The organism is Halopseudomonas laoshanensis, from assembly GCF_008365385.1.
Classification (GTDB): Bacteria; Pseudomonadota; Gammaproteobacteria; order Pseudomonadales; family Pseudomonadaceae; genus Halopseudomonas; species Halopseudomonas laoshanensis.
On the sequence record NZ_QOVF01000002.1, the window covers coordinates 689,999 to 708,362 of the forward strand.

General features: G+C 58.1%; 19 protein-coding genes and 3 tRNA genes. 7 read left to right on the plus strand and 15 right to left on the minus strand.

Translation table 11 applies throughout. The features are described from left to right. Nucleotides 1–10 precede the first annotated feature (10 nt). From DT594_RS09640 to DT594_RS09670, 7 genes are all read right to left on the minus strand, one after another. On the minus strand, nucleotides 11–1,018 hold the full coding sequence (locus DT594_RS09640) for a DUF2891 domain-containing protein (protein WP_149332473.1): 1,008 nt from the start codon (nucleotides 1,016–1,018) through the stop codon (nucleotides 11–13). A 169-nt stretch (nucleotides 1,019–1,187) separates the two neighbouring features. After that, nucleotides 1,188–1,263 (minus strand) — tRNA-Lys (locus DT594_RS09645). 25 nt (nucleotides 1,264–1,288) lie between these two features. Next, nucleotides 1,289–1,365 (minus strand) — tRNA-Pro (locus DT594_RS09650). Between the two features lie 13 nt (nucleotides 1,366–1,378). Then, a tRNA-Asn gene (locus DT594_RS09655) sits at nucleotides 1,379–1,454 on the minus strand. 256 nt (nucleotides 1,455–1,710) lie between these two features. Then, a complete protein-coding gene (locus tag DT594_RS09660; RefSeq protein ID WP_149332474.1) occupies nucleotides 1,711–3,255 on the minus strand; it encodes a phosphoenolpyruvate carboxykinase in 1,545 nt (514 codons plus the stop codon). A gap of 222 nt (nucleotides 3,256–3,477) precedes the next feature. Beyond that, nucleotides 3,478–4,359: an Hsp33 family molecular chaperone HslO gene (gene hslO, locus DT594_RS09665; RefSeq protein WP_149332475.1), complete on the minus strand. Its 882-nt coding sequence runs from the start codon at nucleotides 4,357–4,359 to the stop codon at nucleotides 3,478–3,480. Nucleotides 4,360–4,384: 25 nt separating this feature from the next. Next, nucleotides 4,385–4,801: an RNA-binding S4 domain-containing protein gene (locus DT594_RS09670; protein ID WP_149332476.1), complete on the minus strand. Its 417-nt coding sequence runs from the start codon at nucleotides 4,799–4,801 to the stop codon at nucleotides 4,385–4,387. 100 nt (nucleotides 4,802–4,901) lie between these two features. On the opposite strand from DT594_RS09670, the gene rimB reads away from it, so the two are divergent. Together rimB and rimK are read left to right on the plus strand one after the other, a co-directional pair. Next, on the plus strand, nucleotides 4,902–5,387 hold the full coding sequence (rimB, locus tag DT594_RS09675) for a retropepsin-like aspartic endopeptidase RimB (RefSeq protein ID WP_149332477.1): 486 nt from the start codon (nucleotides 4,902–4,904) through the stop codon (nucleotides 5,385–5,387). Then, the gene (gene rimK / locus DT594_RS09680) at nucleotides 5,384–6,289 is read left to right on the plus strand and encodes a 30S ribosomal protein S6--L-glutamate ligase (RefSeq protein ID WP_022961754.1); all 906 of its coding nucleotides are present in this window, start codon (nucleotides 5,384–5,386) and stop codon (nucleotides 6,287–6,289) included. Before rimB ends, rimK begins: the two co-directional genes overlap by 4 nt. 51 nt (nucleotides 6,290–6,340) lie before the next feature. On the opposite strand, the gene yrfG is transcribed toward rimK, so the two are convergent. After that, a complete protein-coding gene (gene yrfG / locus DT594_RS09685; RefSeq protein ID WP_149332478.1) occupies nucleotides 6,341–7,021 on the minus strand; it encodes a GMP/IMP nucleotidase in 681 nt (226 codons plus the stop codon). Nucleotides 7,022–7,131: 110 nt separating this feature from the next. Between yrfG and nudE the strand changes: the two genes are divergently transcribed. From nudE to msrA, 3 genes are all read left to right on the plus strand, one after another. Next, a complete protein-coding gene (gene nudE, locus DT594_RS09690; protein WP_149332479.1) occupies nucleotides 7,132–7,698 on the plus strand; it encodes an ADP compounds hydrolase NudE in 567 nt (188 codons plus the stop codon). Next, nucleotides 7,695–8,507 (plus strand): 3'(2'),5'-bisphosphate nucleotidase CysQ, encoded by an 813-nt coding sequence (gene cysQ / locus DT594_RS09695; protein WP_149332480.1) that lies wholly within the window; start codon nucleotides 7,695–7,697, stop codon nucleotides 8,505–8,507. Before nudE ends, cysQ begins: the two co-directional genes overlap by 4 nt. Before the next feature lie 110 nt (nucleotides 8,508–8,617). Further along, the gene (msrA, locus tag DT594_RS09700; protein WP_149332481.1) at nucleotides 8,618–9,265 is read left to right on the plus strand and encodes a peptide-methionine (S)-S-oxide reductase MsrA; all 648 of its coding nucleotides are present in this window, start codon (nucleotides 8,618–8,620) and stop codon (nucleotides 9,263–9,265) included. 21 nt (nucleotides 9,266–9,286) lie between these two features. Here the strand turns inward: msrA and DT594_RS09705 are convergent, their stop codons facing one another. Further along, nucleotides 9,287–10,765, minus strand: a complete 1,479-nt coding sequence (locus DT594_RS09705; protein WP_149332482.1) for an HDOD domain-containing protein — start codon at nucleotides 10,763–10,765, stop codon at nucleotides 9,287–9,289. Nucleotides 10,766–10,943: 178 nt separating this feature from the next. Here DT594_RS09705 and DT594_RS09710 point away from each other — a divergent pair, with 178 nt between their 5' ends. Then, nucleotides 10,944–11,801, plus strand: a complete 858-nt coding sequence (locus tag DT594_RS09710) for a DMT family transporter (protein ID WP_149332668.1) — start codon at nucleotides 10,944–10,946, stop codon at nucleotides 11,799–11,801. Between the two features lie 36 nt (nucleotides 11,802–11,837). Here the strand turns inward: DT594_RS09710 and DT594_RS09715 are convergent, their stop codons facing one another. The 4 genes from DT594_RS09715 to DT594_RS09730 form a co-directional block, all read right to left on the minus strand. Continuing rightward, a complete protein-coding gene (locus DT594_RS09715; RefSeq protein WP_218574499.1) occupies nucleotides 11,838–13,034 on the minus strand; it encodes an AI-2E family transporter in 1,197 nt (398 codons plus the stop codon). Nucleotides 13,035–13,044: 10 nt separating this feature from the next. Continuing rightward, a complete protein-coding gene (locus DT594_RS09720; protein WP_149332483.1) occupies nucleotides 13,045–13,335 on the minus strand; it encodes a hypothetical protein in 291 nt (96 codons plus the stop codon). Beyond that, nucleotides 13,310–13,708: a hypothetical protein gene (locus DT594_RS09725; RefSeq protein WP_149332484.1), complete on the minus strand. Its 399-nt coding sequence runs from the start codon at nucleotides 13,706–13,708 to the stop codon at nucleotides 13,310–13,312. Before DT594_RS09725 ends, DT594_RS09720 begins: the two co-directional genes overlap by 26 nt. Nucleotides 13,709–13,800: 92 nt before the next feature. Continuing rightward, nucleotides 13,801–14,094, minus strand: coding sequence for a DUF883 C-terminal domain-containing protein (locus tag DT594_RS09730; protein ID WP_149332485.1), 294 nt, complete (start codon nucleotides 14,092–14,094; stop codon nucleotides 13,801–13,803). Nucleotides 14,095–14,393: 299 nt separating this feature from the next. On the opposite strand from DT594_RS09730, the gene DT594_RS09735 reads away from it, so the two are divergent. Beyond that, nucleotides 14,394–15,572, plus strand: coding sequence for a saccharopine dehydrogenase family protein (locus DT594_RS09735; RefSeq protein WP_149332486.1), 1,179 nt, complete (start codon nucleotides 14,394–14,396; stop codon nucleotides 15,570–15,572). Nucleotides 15,573–15,629: 57 nt separating this feature from the next. On the opposite strand, the gene DT594_RS09740 is transcribed toward DT594_RS09735, so the two are convergent. After that, the gene (locus tag DT594_RS09740; RefSeq protein WP_149332487.1) at nucleotides 15,630–16,472 is read right to left on the minus strand and encodes a 23S rRNA (adenine(2030)-N(6))-methyltransferase RlmJ; all 843 of its coding nucleotides are present in this window, start codon (nucleotides 16,470–16,472) and stop codon (nucleotides 15,630–15,632) included. A gap of 52 nt (nucleotides 16,473–16,524) precedes the next feature. Continuing rightward, a complete protein-coding gene (gene tfpB, locus DT594_RS09745; protein ID WP_149332488.1) occupies nucleotides 16,525–18,324 on the minus strand; it encodes a type IV pilus assembly ATPase TfpB in 1,800 nt (599 codons plus the stop codon). Between the last annotated feature and the right edge of the window lie 40 nt (nucleotides 18,325–18,364).

An 18,364-nucleotide genomic window follows, 5' to 3' on the forward strand; every position in this document is an offset into this window, starting at 1 on the left:
GCTGGCGGACTTAGTCCGCCAGTGCCAGCAGCGCGAAAGTGGTCAGCCAATGCTCGCCCATATAGTCATCCTGAAGATGTGCCAGCCCCGCCTGCAAGTGGGCGCTGGCGACACTTTCGAGCAGCTTTTTACGAGCGTCGGCTGCAGGCAATTCAGCCGACAACCGGCGCATGCACCAGGCCCGGCTCAAATTCAATCCGTCCAGATGCGCCAGCCGGCCATCACTGCGATCGGTAACGCCCACCGGGCTCAACAAGCAGCTCGGCTGTCCCGCCGCCAGATCCGGTAGAAACCGCGAGAACCAGACCCCGAAATCCGCCCCCGGCAGGACGCGCTGCATCAATAATGCCTGCTGCCAACTGGGCGACAGAAAATCCTCACCGCCGGGCTCCCAGGGTCGACAATCCTGATCGTCAACAAAGTAGCGCCGGGCTCTGGCGCAAATGACCTGCTGTAACGCCTGATCGCCTGCCTGATGCGCGTAGTCCAGCGCCAGCGTCAGGGCAAAGGCGGTGTTGGAATGGCTGCCGCTGCGTATCGGAAAAGCCAGCTTCGGCAGGTAGCGGGTAAAGCGCCCGGCAAGCTCCTCTGCCAACGGCTGTAAATTGCGTCTCCAGCGCTCACCAGCGCCCGCTGGCAACAACGCCAGCTCGTGGGCCAGCTTCAGTAACCAGGCCCAGCCATAAGGCCGTTCAAAGCCCTGGCGGCCCGGCAGCATAAAGTACTCCAGCTCGCCAACCACCTTATCGGCCGTCAATTGCTCGTTAAACAGTTCGGTAATCGCCTCAGCCTCAGGCAACTCAGGATGAATGCGCAGCAGATGCGTCAGCAGCCAATAGCTGTGTACGCAGGAGTGCCAGTCATAGCTGCCATAGAAAATCGGATGCTGCTGATGCGGTAGGGCCAGGTCGCCGGGCGAATTCAACCGCAGATTTCCCGAATGGGGATACTCGCGGCGCACATGGCCCAGAGCAATTTGCGCAAAGTGGCTGGCGCTGTCGGCAGTCAGAATATGCATGAGGGCAATTCGAAATACAAAGCTGAATACAAGGCGGGCACTCTCCACAAATCAGTGGGGATACCATAGAGGCTGAGCAACAAGGGCACAAGCCAGACACGCGCAATCGCGGATAGCCAGAGAAATAAAATTGAGGGGGATGGCGCGGGAAGCAGAGAACGGTTTTGAGTGGTGGGTCGTGTAGGATTCGAACCTACGACCAATTGGTTAAAAGCCAACTGCTCTACCAACTGAGCTAACGACCCATGCTCAAAAAACCGGTAAAAAAAGTGGTCGGGGTAGAGGGATTCGAACTCTCGACATCCTGCTCCCAAAGCAGGCGCGCTACCAGGCTGCGCTATACCCCGATCATGTTCTAAGTGGCTCCGCGACCAGGACTCGAACCTGGGACCCAATGATTAACAGTCATTTGCTCTACCAACTGAGCTATCGCGGAATTACTTCTAACACCCTGACAGCAGTAGGTAAGTTGCGTTACATATCCCCTGTCAAGGCGCGCCATTTTACCGGCCAGCGTCAGACTGTCAACCCCAAAATGATGCATTAACCAACAACATCTGAATACACCCCGAAAAATGCGCCCTTGAGCTATGTTATGCGAGAGCACAATCGAGTCGGACCACTGCAAACCCATCTCCTGGAACGCAAAAAACCCGCTGTTAAGCGGGTTTTTCTGTCGCTACTGAAACCCTTTAGAGCTTCGGACCCGCCGCAACAATCTCGTCAGCCACTTCAAATTTCTTGAAGTTCTCAACGAACAGCGTTGCCAGAGCAGTAGCGGCCGCATCGTACTCCGCACTGTCGGTCCAGGTGTTACGCGGGTTCAAGAGCACAGTCTCAACGCCCGGCACAGAGGTGGGGACGTCCAGATTGATCACCGGCAAATGCTCGGTTTCGGTACCGATCAGCGCGCCGGACTGAATGGCAGCAATAATGCCGCGCGTGGTCGGAATACTGAAACGGTTACCCTTGCCGTACGGGCCACCAGTCCAACCGGTGTTGACTAGGTAGACCTTGCTACCAAAGGCATTGATGCGCTTGATCAGCAGCTCGGCATACTCACCGGCCGGACGCGGAAAGAAAGGTGCGCCGAAACAGGTGGAGAAAGTCGACTTGATGCCACCGCCAGAACCCATCTCGGTGGAGCCGACCAATGCAGTGTAGCCGGACAGGAAGTGATACGCGGCCTGCTCGTTGTTCAGGATCGATACCGGCGGCAATACGCCAGTCAGGTCGCAGGTCAGGAAAATGATCGCATTCGGCTCACCCGCACGGTTGGCTTCCACGCGCTTTTCAACGTGCTCCAATGGGTAGGCGACGCGGGTGTTCTGCGTCAGGCTGACGTCGGCGTAATCGGCCACACGGGTCTGTGGATCGATTACTACGTTCTCTACGATGGAGCCGAACTTGATCGCATTCCAGATTACCGGTTCGTTCTTCTGCGACAGATCAATGCACTTGGCGTAGCAGCCGCCTTCAATATTGAACACTGAACCTGTAGCCCAGCCGTGCTCGTCATCACCGATCAGGTTACGCGCCGGGTCGGCAGACAGTGTGGTCTTGCCGGTGCCGGAAAGGCCGAAGAACAGAGTGGTATCGCCTTCGTCGCCGACGTTGGCGGCGCAATGCATCGGCAGTACGTCTTTGGCCGGGAGCAGGAAGTTCTGTACCGAGAACATGGCTTTCTTCATCTCACCGGCGTACTGCATACCGGCGAGCAGCACTTTGCGCTCGGCGAAATTGATGATCACGCAGCCATCGCTGTTGGTACCATCACGCTCTGGCTCACAGACGAAGTGCGGCGCATTGATGATATGCCAACGGTCCTTGGCAGCCGGATTGAACTGCTCGGGATTGATGAACAGAGTACGCCCGAACAGGTTGTGCCAAGCGGTTTCAGTCGCCATGACCACCGGCAGATAATGCTCGGGGTCCGCACCTACGTGCACATGGGAGACGAAACTGGTGCGCTCGGCCAGGTAGGTAGCAACGCGCTTCCACAGCGCATCGAACTTGTCTGCCGGGAAGGGTCGATTGATCGGCCCCCAGGCGATGGAGGCCTGGGTGGAGGGCTCTTCCACAATGAAGCGGTCCATTGGCGAGCGACCGGTACGCTCACCGGTTTTGACAACCAGCGAACCGTTGTCAGCCAGCTGGCCTTCATTGCGTTGAATCGCCAACTCGATGAGATGAGCGATGCTCAGATCGGTGTGAACGGTGTGGATACTTTGCGTCATCGAAACTCATCCTCTTCGGCTGTGACCGAAATCTTAATAAGACCGGTCATTCGGTCTCAGCTCTGTAATTACGCTTGAAAGTACGCTGGCTCAGCGCTCAGGCGCGCCATTATGCCAAAAAAAGACTCAGCGCGCTAAGTCTGTTAGCCGAGCGGTTTGCATGGCTGCAATAGTTATAGGCTATTTGAATGCAGCGCCCATAAAACGGGCGCTTCAGAACCTTTAGTGAAGGCTGCGTGCGTGCCTTTGTGCAGCGGTAAACAGGCCAATCAGCTCGGCCTCGGCAAACCGGTAGCGCGCATTGCAAAACTGGCAATCCACCTCTATTTCGCCGCCCTGCTCAGCCAGCAGCGCCAGCGCATCCTCACGGCCGAGGCTGACCAGGGCATTACCTGAGCGCTCTGCAGAACAGCTGCACTCAAATCGCACCTTTGCCGGATCGAACAGACGCAGGTCTTCCTGATGGAATAGCCGATGCAGCAGCGTCTGATTATCCAATGACAACAGCTCTTCCGCGGTCAGAGTATTGGCCAGAATGCTCAGATGTTCCCAGGTAGCATCACGGTCCTCAGGGTCAATCTGCCGATCGGCGGGCAGAGCCTGCAGCAGGAAACCACGGGCGGTGCGGCCGTCCGCCTGCAACCTGAAGCGCGTAGGCAGCTGCTCGGAATTATCAAAATACGCGCTGAGAGCATCCGCCAGTGAATTGCCCTCCAGCGGAACTATGCCCTGATAACGCTGGCCTTCCTGGGGATCGATGGTGATGGTCAGTATGCCGTCGGGCATCAGCTCGGGCAGCGTGTCGCCCTGCAAGTCTTCACTGTAGCGGGCGATACCGCGCACTGCCTGGTCACTCGAGCACTCGACCATCAGCGTCGATAGTGGGCCAGACGAGCGCGCCTGCAATATCAGCAGACCTTCAAACTTGATGGTGGTCGACAGCAGCACTGTCGCTGCCAGCATCTCGCCCAGCAATGCCTTTACCGATTCCGGGTAGTCATGCTTGGCCAACAGCTCGCGGTAACTCTGATCCAATGAGACCAGTTCGCCACGCACATCGGCGTGCTCAAACATGAAACGCTGGGTGGTATCCTGAAACGACATGCGATAAGCCCCGACAAAAAGTCGATTATACCTCCGAGCCGCCGCTGGGGGTATCGTGCAGGTTGCGGAAGCGGTGAATCTGCCTACGCTGCTTTTTGCTCGGCCGATGCTCACTGATCAACATGCCTGGCCCCATGGCCTTGCGCTTGAGGGCAGCTTCTTCACGCAGGCGCTGGCTCTCTGGCGTTTCTTCGTACAGCAACTGCGCTTCGGGAGCGCTGCGCCGCTGACCAGACAACGCTTTGACCACCACGGTGCGCTGATCAAAGCCCTGGCGAATCTGAAACGCATCACCTACCTTGGGCTCCTTGCCGGGCTTGCAACGCTCACCCCGATGCTGAACCTTGCCCCCTTCTATTGCCGCCTTGGCCTGTGCCCGCGTTTTGTAAAAACGCGCCGCCCAAAGCCATTTATCCAGTCTTACCTTGCACTCTTCTGTCATAGGGTCTGTACTCCTGTGCTGAACGGAGTGTATCAGGCTTGTCGAAGCGCATGACTTGCCCCATGATGCGCGCCATTCGTGCCGCATCAGGAGTTTCTGCATGAAGACGTTTGACCATCTCAACGTGATTGGCCTGCGCGAGTGGATCGGCTTGCCCGGCCTGGGCATTGACCAGATCATGGCCAAGATCGACAGTGGCGCAAAAACATCGGCTCTGCATGCCAGTGATATCGAAACGTTTGAGCGCAACGACCAGACCTGGGTGCGCTTCCACGCCCACGTCGGTAGCCTGAAAAAGCAACGCAAGCAATTATGTGAAGCGCCGTTGATTGAATATAAAACGATTAAAAGTTCCAACGGTCACATACAGGAGCGACATGTCATCCGCACACCACTGGTCCTCGGCGACCGCTGCTGGTGGGTGGATTTCACATTAACCTGTCGCAAATCCATGCGTTACCGAGTACTGATGGGTTGCACTGCCATGCTGGAAGGTCAGCTGGTAATCGATCCGGGGACGCGCTTTGTGCAGGACAAGCCGCAAACCAATTTATTTACGCCAAAGCCTGAAGGATCAACCCCATGAAGATCGCGATACTGTCGCGCAATCCCAATCTGTACTCCACCCGCCGTCTGGTGGAAGCGGGACGTGAACGCGGCCACGAGGTGCGGGTGATCGACACCCTGCGCGCCTATATGAACATCGCCAGTCACAAGCCTTCGATCCATTACAAGGGCGAAGTGCTGGAAGGCTTTGACGCCATCATTCCGCGGATCGGCGCTTCAGTGACTTTCTATGGCGCCGCGGTATTGCGTCAGTTCGAGATGATGGGCGTGTACCCGCTTAACGAATCGGTGGCCATCACCCGCTCGCGGGACAAGCTGCGCTCGCTGCAACTGCTGTCGCGCAAAGGCGTAGGCTTGCCGGTGACTGGCTTTGCGCATTCCCCGGACGACATCCCTGATTTGATCAATATGGTCAACGGCGCGCCGCTGGTAATCAAGTTACTGGAAGGCACTCAGGGCATCGGCGTAGTCATGTGCGAAACCGAACAGGCGGCCGAGTCGGTATTGGAAGCCTTTATGGGGCTGAAGGCCAACATCATGGTGCAGGAATATATCAAGGAAGCCGGCGGCGCCGACATCCGCTGCCTGGTGGTGGGTGACAAGGTCATCGCGGCGATGAAACGCCAGGCCAAGCCTGGCGAGTTTCGCTCCAACTTGCACCGTGGCGGCAGCGCCAGCCTGATCAAGATCACCCCGGAAGAACGCATGACCGCCGTGCGTGCAGCCAAGGTCATGGGCCTGAATCTCGCCGGTGTGGATCTCCTGCGTTCCAACCATGGCCCGGTGGTCATGGAGGTCAACTCCTCCCCTGGGCTGGAAGGTATTGAGTCCACCACTGGGCGCAATATTGCCGGACTGATCATCGAGCATATGGAAAAGAACGTCAGGCCGAATCAGACGCGCACCAAGGGCAAGGGCTAGCAGCAAAGCTGCAAGCAATAGTCGCTGCCGGCCATCCAGGCCGGCGCAGGATCAATTCGACTGGGTGCTTGAGGCTTGCAGCTGTGCGCTGAGCACGCGGTAATCCTCTACCGCGTCAAATTCTTCGGTATCGCGTAGCTCACCCTGGCTGTCAGGCTGCCTGACAGCCAGCAGTTGCGCCACGCCATAATCCCCCGCCGCACGCAAAATATTCAGACTGTCATCAATAAACAGCGTGCGTGCCGGGTCAAACGGCACTTCCGCTTGCAGTGCCTGCCAGAACGCCTGCGCCTCCTTGGGAAAGCCAAAATCATGCGAGCTGATTAATCGCTGAAAATAGGTTTTCAGCTCGATGCGCTCCATTTTCAACGACAGCGAGCCTCGGTGCGCATTGGTAATCAGAATCACCTGCCGACCGCTATTCTGCAGAGCTTGGAGAAAGCCTTCCGCATCCGGACGCAGACTGATCAGATGCGCGATCTCGCGCTTGAGTTCGACGATGGGCAAACCCAGTTCGCGGGTCCAGAAATCCAGGCAGTACCAATCCAGCTGCCCCTGCTTGGCCTGCATCAGGGGATAGATCTCTGCCTTGGCCCATTCCAGGGATTGGCCATGATGGTCCGCATAGCGCTGTGGCAGGTAGTGCACCCAGAAATGATTGTCGAAGTGCAGGTCAAGCAGGGTACCGTCCATATCCAGCAGCACGGTATCGATGGTGTTCCAGTTCAGCATGCGAAAAGAAGCCTTGTTGTAAATCAGGGTGAGCAAAGCGCGCCGTGTGGGCTTTGATCGCGTGTGCCGCTATGATACCCAAGCTATTTGCTGTTAACCACGGAGCCCCCATGCCACAGAAGCCCGAAACCCTGGAAGCACGCATCGTTGCGAAAAGCCGATTATTTACGGTAGAGCAGGTGCAGTTGCGCTTCAGCAACGGTGTCGAGCGCACCTATGAACGCCTGGTCAACAAGGGCCAGGGCTACGGGGCAGTGATGATTGTCGCGATGAAGGACGAGCGCACGGTACTCCTGATCGAAGAATACTGCGGCGGCATGGACAACTATCAGCTATCGATTCCCAAAGGTCTGGTCGAGCCGGGCGAAGACGTACTGGATGCCGCCAACCGCGAGCTGATGGAAGAAGCCGGCTTCGGCGCCGAACGCCTGGAGTACATCACTCATCTGTCGCTGTCGCCCGGCTATATGAGCCAATCCATCGCCGTGGTACTGGCGCGCGATCTGTACGAGAAACGCTTGCCCGGCGACGAGCCCGAGCCGATCCGCGTCGACAGCGTCGATCTGTACGCGCTCAGCGATCTGATTGCCCGCGACAACTTTACCGAAGGCCGAGCCCTGGCCGCATTGTATCTGGTGCGCGATCTGCTCGAACAGCGAGGCGAGCTGCACCGATGAACGAGCTGCCGTTCGATCTTGATAGCCTGCTTGAGCTGACCAGCCGCGCCGGAGCTGAAACGCTCAAATGGTGGCGCAGCGATCTGGACGTGACCGACAAGGCTGATGCCTCGCCCGTCACCGCGGCGGATATTGCCGCCCACCAGTTGATCGCCCGGGGGCTACAGCAGTTGACGCCGGATATTCCCGTGCTATCGGAAGAGGATGCCGAGACGCCCTTCGCCATCCGCCAGCATTGGCAGCGGTACTGGCTGGTAGATCCACTTGATGGCACCAAGGAATTTATCACCGGCACCGATGAGTTTACCGTCAACATTGCTCTGATTGAGCAGGGCCAGGTGCGTTTTGGTGTGGTCGGCGTACCCGCCCGCGACAGCCTGTTCTGGGGCGGCAAGGGCCTGGGTGCCTGGCGCCGCCTGGGCCATCAAGCAGCCCAGCCAATCCAGTGTCGCCCTCAGGGTAGCCCAATGGTCGTTGTCGCCAGCCGCAGGCATACCAGCCCTGAGCAAGAGGCGCTACTTGCCCGCCTGGCCAGCCACGGCGATATTCAAAGGGTCAATATCGGCAGCTCGCTTAAATTCTGTCTGATTGCCGAAGGTAATGCGGATCTGTATCCGCGCTACGCACCGACCAGCCAGTGGGATACCGGCGCAGCGCAGGCCGTGCTCGAAGGTGCCGGTGGACAAGTGCTGGGCCTGGATGGCCGGCGGTTTGATTACCCGCAGCGTAGCACCTGGTTGAACCCGCACTTTATTGCCCTTGGCCAGATAGACTCCACGCTGCTCGCAAGCCTGCAATTGGGCGCCTGAAAAGCCAACGGCGCGAGACACACGCGGCAATAGTGCGGCAATTCACTAGCTGGACAGCGCTCTACGGAGCGGCGCATCATGGGCTTCACTATTCCCATCAGGAGCACGCGATGTTTCAACGCCGCATCCCCGAACACAAACTGCGCCTGCCCAACGCCGACGAAGCCTTGCCTGGGCGCAGCAGCGCTATCCCCACCAGCCACACTCATTGCGTGCTGGGCACCCCGCTTCAACCGCCCTACCCTGAAGGTATGCAGCAGATCGTACTCGGCATGGGCTGTTTCTGGGGTGTCGAGCGGCTGTTCTGGAAAATTCCCGGCGTGTATACCACGGCGGTAGGCTACACCGGCGGGCTGACACCTAACCCGACCTATGAAGAAGTCTGCTCGGGCATGACCGGACACAACGAAGTGGTTCTGGTGGTATTCGATCCTGAACAGGTTAGCCTGGATACCTTGTTGAAAGCCTTCTGGGAGTCCCATGATCCGACTCAAGGCATGCGTCAGGGCAACGACTTGGGTACGCAATATCGCTCCGGCATTTATGTATCCGATCCCGCCCAGCAGATGGCGGCCGAAGTCAGCAAGGCACGCTTCGCCGATTTGCTGTTACAGGCCGGGAAGGAGCCAGTGACAACTGAAATCAGACAGGCGCCGACCTTTTACTACGCCGAGGACTACCATCAGCAATACCTGCACAAGAATCCCGGTGGCTACTGCAATCTGGCAGGCACCGGTATCTGCCTGCCGCCGAGCTGAGGTGGCAGTAATCCACCACAGCTAGCGGCGCCGACTGAGTGCTTGCAGGCATTGACCGGTCATATCCGCGAGACGCTTGAACGCGGTGAACTGACTGTCCGACAGAGCTCGGCCGGACAGGCGCATATCCGCATAAAGCACCCCTATCTGGCGCTGCCCGGCGACTACCGGAGCAATAAAGAACGGTCCAGCGCCTAGCCAACTGGTCATATCTGGCGTCACCATATCCTGGAGATTGGCCGCCGCAGGCGTGCCCATCCAGAGCGGCTGGTGCTGGTGCAGCGCGTAGCTGAAAATATGCTGCTGCTCGCCGCAGGCCAGGCTGAAATCCTGTAACCAACTCTGGGTCCCTTTGCCAGCTACCTTGCGCGCGCGAAAGCGTGTCTGATTATCCGCTAGCACGCAAAGCATCACGCGCTCCAACCCGGCACCCAAATGCAATCCGTTGATCACCGCCGTCAGCGTATTGTCGATATTGATGGGGCTGCTGACCATCAGCTTCATATTCTGTAAGGACAGCTTGAGCATTTCCAGATTGGGTTGCAGCAGCGGTTCCTGAACCATTGATCGAGCAGCTTGCGCAGGCACGGCATCCATCAGCAGCAGTTCGGACAGATCCAGCGGCAAATCATCGGTACTCGGTATCCAGGCCTGCAGATCGGCATTCGAGCAGGTACCCGCTACCCGCACCGCCTCGTCCGCACTGGCGAGAATTTGCTGCATGGATTCTTCCGGCGTCATGCCGGTCAGCTCTGCAACGGGCGCGATCAACGCCTGCATTTCGCGTCCGGCCCAACCATGTTGAGCTGCATCGGCAATCGCTGCGCCCAGGCTGACCGCCCGCGCGGCCGGGCCGGAGGAGCCATGACTGGCCTGCACCAACTGGCCGATTTCACCCAGATTCCAGGTTTTCAACAGACCCAGGGTCAACTGATCGAAACCGGTCCCCAGAATACGCCGCGCCGCCTTGTCCTGATCCACTCCAGGCACGGCCAGCGCGTCAGCCAACTCATCTGCCTGTTCACCACCCTGGCTCCAGAATGCCATTTCGCCCAGGTCGCGCAGTAGCGCCGCAATGAAAACCTCTTCCTTTTCCGGCAAGGCGTTGTAGTCCGCCAGATTGCGCGCCTGCATCGCTGCGTGAAAGGACCGCGCCAACAATGACTGCAGCTGATGGCGGGGAGAATCCTTGAGCAGACCATCCAGCAGGCTGACCGACAGGCCGATCATCCGGACCTGATCAAAACCGATGACCACCACCGCGCGGGAAATGGTCTTGATCACTTCGCGGCCGGGATTGCAGTAGACACTATTGCTGACACGCAGCACCTTGGAGGTCAAGGCCGCGTCGCGCAGCAGCACCTCTGCCAGCTGTCTGACCGAGGCGGTTTGCGATTGCGACAGACGTAGCAGGTCATGCACTACCACGGCCATCGCCGGCAGCTCAGCTTTATTCAGTTGAGCAACCCATTGCCGCAACCCATGCGTCTGTTCTTTCATGCCGGCATCCGTAAGCTAAATGTAACAAATGATATCAATATAACATCTACCCCAACCCGCTGCGATGGGCCAAGGTCGATAAGCAACTGTACCGTTACCCCATTGCGCGCAACGGGTAGACTGCGTCCTCCATCTAATATGCCATGTCGCTGACGGATCCCTTGCTTATATGCTGACTATGACTCATTCCCGCGCCCTCGCCAGCATGCATGTGGCGGCACTCATGTTCGGGCTGACGGGGATTTTCGGCAAACTGGCGCAAGCGGGGCCGCTGGCCATAGTGCTGGGTCGAGCGTTTTTCGCGGTACTGGCTCTGCTGGTATTTGCGCGGATATTTTCACGGCCCATCTTATTGGGTGTGACCCGGGTTCGCTTGCTGCAACTGGCCGGCTGCGGCTTGCTGTTGGGCATCCACTGGCTGACGTTTTTCCATGCGGTGAAAATTGCCGGCGTAGGGATCGCCACCCTGGGATTTGCCAGTTTTCCGGCATTCGTAGTACTGCTGGAAATGCTGCTCTGGAAAGAACGCCCCAGTCGTATGGATATGCTCAAGATGAGCCTGGTGTGCGCTGGCCTGGTACTGGTTGCACCTACCTTCGACCTGAATAATAGCGCCACTACTGGTTTGTTATGGGCTGTATTGTCCGGCTTCTGCTTTGCCGCCGTGTCGGTAGGCAACCGCTATACCAGCGGCGATCTGCACGCGGTGCAAATCGCGTGCTGGCAGAATATTGTGATTCTGGTGTGTCTGTTGCCTTTCAGCGTCGGAGCCGTGGCCGACATGGCCCCACTGGACTGGCTGTGGATCGCGCTGCTCGGGTTATTCTGCACCGGTCTCGCCCACGGCCTGTTCGTCGCCAGCCTGAGCGTATTGAAAGCCCGTGTTGCGTCCCTGTTTTTTGCGCTGGAACCGGTCTACGGAATTCTATTTGCCTGGTATCTGTTTGCCGAGCAGCCTACCCTGCGCATGCTGCTCGGTGGAGCACTGATCGTCTCGGCGCTGGCGTTGGTCCAGCGCAGCCCCAAACCCGCATAAGACGGCCGCCAGACCCCGGCTACTGTTTCGGCCTGATCAGGCGCGGGTTTCTATCAAACGCACCCAGTTGGTCATCACACCTAGCTGGGCGGCTGCCAACTTCAAGCACACCAATATAGGGACCGCGAGCAGCACGCCCACGACGCCCCACATCCAGCCCCAAATGATCAGCCACAACATGATCACCAGCGGGTTAAGCCGCATGTTGCGGCCCAACACCAGCGGTGTCACAAACTGCGCCTCCAGCATATTGATGCCGAAATAGACCAGGGCAGGCACCATCGCAAAGGCGACGGTACCGTATTGCACCACGCCGGCCAGACACAGGATCACAGTGCCAATCAACGGCCCTACGTAAGGAGCAAAATTGAGCATGCCGACCAGCACCCCCCACAGCAAGGCATCTTCCACCCCCAGCAACCACAATGCCGCAGCCGTGGTCAGACCCAGGCAAGTATTGATGATACTGACGGTCAGGATATAGCGCGACAGCTCGACCTGAATGGTCCTGACCAGAAGGATACTGCGTCTTTTATCATGCACCTGCGGGAAGATATTCACGAAGGCGGCAAACAGACGCGGGCCGAACACCAGCAGAAAGAGGATTAGAATAATCGAGGTCATCAGCTGCGCAATCATCACCGGCGCCGCACTCAGCGCGGAGACCATAGCCTCGAGACTACCCTGCTTGATCCGGTCGCTGACCGCATTATCGTCGTCCTTGGCGGCCTGCACGGGGCGACTAGGGGCTTGCTGATCTTCCTCTTCGTCATCCCTGAACCAGCCGAAGAATCGAAACTTTCGGGGTTCTGCTTTAGGCTGTGGTTGAGGCACTGTGATTTGTTCGGATTCCAGATCACCCGTCAGGCTGCTAACCTGCTGAGTGAGCTTCTCCGACAGCTCGGGAATCGCTTTTGCCCAGCGCTGGGCAGGCTCAGCCAACTGCGAGACCACAACCCCGAAAGGGCCGCCTATCAGGCACAGGATCAATATCGCAGACATGGTTCGCGGTATGTAGAGCCGCTTTAGAACGCTGACCAGGGGACTGAGCAGCAAGGCAAAAAGAAGCCCGACCACAATGGGCATAAGAAGGGATTTGGCAAAATAAAGTGTATACAGCAAAGCTAGTGCCAGCAGCCACTGCATAACCCGCAGAAATCTCGGCGTCTTATGCACCGGGGATGCTACGCCCGGCAGTTCAGTATTCTCGGGCGCAGTAATATCCGTTGTCATTTTTTATCTGTCACTCAACTGAGTCGCTCACCGCGCTCCCCGCGCCTGTACCGCCGGAAATCAACGGCCAAAGCCGTAAGCCGGCCAGAGCCATCGAACCCAGCTTTGAAACCACATTATCCATGGAGCCAGCTCGTTGCACCAGCGCGCCCGCAAAAGCGCCGCCAGCAACCAGCCAATAGGATGGGACTCCACGCAACTGCTCCATACGGCGATGCCCAACGCTTTCCATCGCTAGACGATGAATGCCAAGCTCCGCGTCAAGCTTCTGGATTTCAAGCACTTGTAGTTTGCGTGCCATCTGTCCTCTCCTTTAACTGACCAGCGTCCGTTTTGCTTGAGCTTGCACTGTTCACTAACGCCCGGAAATTTCGCTTGGTAGCAGGCAGACTCAAGCTGCGCTTGAACGTGTTAGCTGCTTTTACCAATAGCAAAATCACCAACGCTTGAATGCCAAGAAACACCAGCAAAGCCAATGTCACCGACTCCAATTGCTGGAATGCCAACCAAGACAGCAAGACAGACAAACCCAGCCAAGCGATGGATCCGAGCGACAATAACGCTAAGCCCACGGCAATCAGACGACCCAGGTCGCCACTCGCCAGCTTAAGCTCCGCACTGAGCAATTTCCCAAAGGTACCGGCAGTTGAACCCGCCTGTTTACCCAGTTCCATCCACTCGTGCAAAGCGTCTTGGCCAGCAGCGCCGGCAGCCTGCTCCGGCTGGCCCTGAGGCCGGCCGGAGTCGGTTTGTTCAACCATGCCGATTACTTCCGAGACATCAACTGGGAGAACAGAAAGCCTGCAGCGAACGCGATACCGACAGTAGCAAGCGGCTTCTCATGCATGAAGCGGGAAGCGTCATTGCCCAATTCTTCAGCTTTGCCTTTACCTTTGAGCAGCTGTTCCACGGCGTCATTTTTCAGATCAACACCGGCAGTTTCAGCGGCATGCTTGAAATGATTCTTGGCTTCAATCAGCTTGCTGTACGCGGACAGTACGGCTTCTTTACCAGTGTCAATTTCCTGCTGCTGTACCTGATTATCGTTAGCTGTGGTCATGTGTTTCTCCTTCCTGTGATTGTAAATGTCCGTGATCCCTGACTAACCAGAGTGAGCGATTCGTGCCCAAAGGTCCACACAAAAGCCGACTACACTGAATTCACAGTCGCGGCGATGACCTCATGGCGGGATATGACCGGGCATTCGCATACCCGAAACTGCCCCCGACACTTTGCACCCTGGGCCTAAACAACTCATCCTGATATACAAGGCGGTACATAGTTAGCAGACAGCGGCGGAGCGACATAAGTTCGACTTCTGGCAGAATCCATCCAAATACCCCCTGGGAGACAAAGCAAATGGATAAGCAACAAACCGAGTTCGACATCATCGTTTACGGTGCCTCAGGCTTTACCGGCCGGCTAGTCGCCGAGTACCTGAGCCAGGAATATGCTGGAGATAAAAACCTGCGCTGGGCCATGGCCGGTCGTAGCGCAGAAAAGCTCGCCGCAGTGCGCGACGAAATTGGCGCCCCTGCAGATATTCCGCTGGTAGTCGCCGATACGCAGGACCTAGCGAGCATTGCCGCCATGGTCAAACGCACCCGCGTGGTGCTGACCACCGTGGGGCCTTACCAACTGTATGGCGCAGAACTGGTTGCCGCCTGTGCCGCCAATGGTACCGACTATGTCGATCTGTGCGGCGAGCCGGCATGGATGCGGCAGATGATCGACGCGCACGCTGCCACCGCGGAAAAGAGCGGTGCGCGCATTGTCTTTTCCTGCGGCTTTGACTCTATTCCCTTTGATCTTGGCGTGTATTTTTTGCAGCAGGAAGCGCAGAAACAACTGGGCGGCCCGTTGCCGCGAATCAAGGCCCGCGTACGCAAGATGAAGGGCACCTTCTCTGGCGGCACGGCTGCCAGCCTCAAGGCGACCATGGTTGCCGCCAAAAAGAATCCGGAAATTCTGCAGTTGCTCAACAACCATTTCGCCCTGACGCCCGGCTTCACTGGCGCGCCCCAGCCGCCGGCGAGCAAACCAGAATACGACGAAGCGCTGGGTACCTGGGCCGCGCCCTTTATCATGGCGGCGATCAACACCCGCAATGTGCACCGCTCCAATGCGCTGCTGGGCCACGCTTACGGTGAAGACTTCGTCTATGACGAAATGCTGCTGACCGGTCCTGGCGACAAGGGCAAAGCCATCGCCGAAGGCGTAGCCGCCGACCGCTCACTATCCAGCGACAGTGCGCCCAAGCCGGGCGAAGGTCCAAGCAAGGAAGAGCGCGAAAACGGCTTTTACGATGTGCTCTTTATCGGCGAAAAAGACGGCAAGACGCTGATGGCCAGCGTGTCCGGCAAGAAGGACCCAGGCTATGGATCCACCTCGCGGATGATTGCTGAAAGCGCAATCTGCCTGGTGCGCGATGCCACCGATACCGCGGGCGGCATCTGGACCACAGCGCCAGCCATGGGCGACAAGTTGATCAAGCGACTGGTTGAGCATGCCGGGCTGACGTTCAAGCTGGAGAGTTGATTTTGCAGTATGCCCCTCGCGGCCAGGTGGCCGCGAGGGGCTTTAGCCAGCAGCGCCTCAGGGCTCCCCTACCAACCAGTCCATCCGGTACCCGCCCGACCCGGACTGCGCCAATACGGCCGCCAACCAGGGCAACACCATTTCCAGCTCCTCCCACAAGGGCCAAGGTGGATTGACCAGCATCAGACCGGAACCGTTCAGCCCCATGGTGTTATCGGCTGGCCGAACATTCAGTTCAACGCGCAGCACCTTCGGCAGACCCGAGTTGCTGACCTGTCGGTAAAAATCGCGTAACAGGCGTTCGTCCTTGATCGGATACCAGAGCGCAATAATCGTCTGGCGCATTCGCTGAATGCCGATCTGCATGGCCTTCAGGCAGCGTGCCAGGTCATCGGTTTTTTCGAACGGCGGATCCAGCAGCCAGAGCGCTCGTTTTTCTGCGACCGGCAAAAAAGCTTTGGCCAACTCATAGCCATCGCGCATGTGCACCGCCACTTCCGGCGCGCCAGCAAAGTGCGCGCTCAAGGTAGCGGCGTCCTCGGGATGTAGCTCGCTCAGGATCATTCGGTCCTGCAGACGCAGCGCGTCGGCGATCAACTGCGGCGAACCCGGGTAATGACGCAGGTCGCCATCCGGATTGTGCCTAGCCACGATCTGGCAATAATCACGCAGCATCTCGGGCAGGTCATCGCGCTTCCACAAACGGGCAATGCCGTCGAGATATTCGCCAGTCTTGCCCGCCGCATCGCCCTGCAGGTCATACATGGCGGTGCCGGCGTGGCTGTCCAGGTAGCAGAAAGGCGCCTCCTTGCGTTGCAGCAGGTGGGCCATGCGCAGCAGGATGGCATGCTTGAACACATCAGCGTGATTGCCGGCGTGATAGCTGTGGCGATAATTCATGTCAGATTCCGTTAAAAAGTCGGCGGCATTCTATGGGCGGGCCAGCACCAGCTCAAGCTTGCTGACTGGTGGGCGTGACCCGCAGCACTTCTTCAATGGTGGTCAGCCCAGCGGCGACCTTCTGCGCGCCGGACAAGCGCAGACTGTGCATGCCTTCCTTGTACGCCTGACGGCGCAGCGCATTCAGGTCGATATCAGCCTGCACCAGCGGTTTGACCGTGTCGCTGAGCAGCATCAACTCATACACCCCGGCGCGGCCGCGATAACCCGTGTCCCGGCACTCCGGGCAGCCAACCGGGCGATGCGCCTGGGTTGGCAAAGGCGCATTCCAGGGCTTGGTCAGCTCGCGCCAGGCGTCTTCATCCACCGGCGCAGGCTCCTTGCAATGCGAACACAGCGTCCGCACCAGGCGCTGCGCCATCACGCCGAGCACAGTAGCCTTGATCAGATAAGCTGGCACGCCCAGCTCAATCAGGCGGCTGACCGAACTGGGTGCATCGTTGGTGTGCAGCGTCGAGAGCACCAGGTGACCGGTGAGCGCAGCCTGAATCGCCATCTCGGCGGTTTCCAGATCGCGGATCTCGCCGACCATGATGATGTCTGGATCCTGACGCATCAGGGCGCGCACACCACCGGCAAAATCCAGGTCAATATTGTGCTGCACCTGCATCTGGTTGAAGCTGTCCTCGACCATCTCGATCGGGTCTTCAATGGTGCAGACGTTGACCTCGGGCGTCGCCAGCTGCTTGAGCGTGGTGTACAGCGTGGTGGTTTTGCCCGAGCCGGTCGGCCCGGTCACCAGCACAATGCCGTTGGGTTGGTGGACCATGGACTGCCAGCGGCGTTGATCTTCGGCGGAAAAACCCAACTGATCAAAAGTGCGCAGCAGCACATCCGGATCGAAAATTCGCATGACCATCTTTTCGCCAAAAGCGGTTGGCAAGGTCGACAGCCGCAGCTCGATCTCGTTGCCCTGCGGCGATTTGGTCTTGATCCGCCCGTCCTGCGGCTTGCGCTTTTCCGCCACGTTCATGCGGCCGAGGGTCTTCAGCCGGCTGACCACGGCAATGGCCACCTGCAGCGGAAATTGATACACCGTATGCAGCACGCCATCGATACGAAAGCGTACGCTACCGGACTCGCGGCGCGGTTCGATATGAATATCACTGGCGCGCTGCTCGAACGCGTACTGAAATAGCCAGTCAACGATGTTGACCACGTGCGCGTCGTTGGCATCCGGCTCCTGACCCATGCTGCCCAGATTCAGTAATTGCTCGAAGTTGCCAATGGCGCTGTTTTTCTGGTCACTGGAATTGGCGCCGGTGACTGACCGGGCCAGGCGATAAAACTCCACCGAATAGCGTTGAATGTCGGCTGGGTTGGCAACAACACGTTTGATCTCGCGCTTGAGTACGTGCACCAGGTTGGCTTCCCAGCTGCTGACAAACGGCTGGGCGCTGGCGATGATGACCTCGCGCTCGCTCAGTTCAACCGCCAGAATCCGATGGCGCTGGGCGAAGGCGAAGGACATCAGCGGCGTCACTGCCGCGACATTGATCTTCAACGGATCAATACGATAAAACGGCTGATCGGCTTCAACTGCCAACCAGCGGCTGAGAATATCCAGATCGAGCTTTTTGCCCGGACGGCTGAGATCATCGGGCGCCTGCCCAGCGATAAATTCCAGCGGATGCAATTTGGCCGTCTCGCCCGTGGCCGAACGGCGCAGCATGCTCAATTGCTCGGCTGTCTCCTGGGTCAACCGGCCCTGCTCTACCAGCACATTCAGCAGGTCGGCCAAATCCAGTAGTCGGTCACTCCCCGGTATCGCCAGGTCAGCCAGCTTTCTCATTCTATCCCCCGTTCAATCCATGACTGCGCTCAGATTAGCG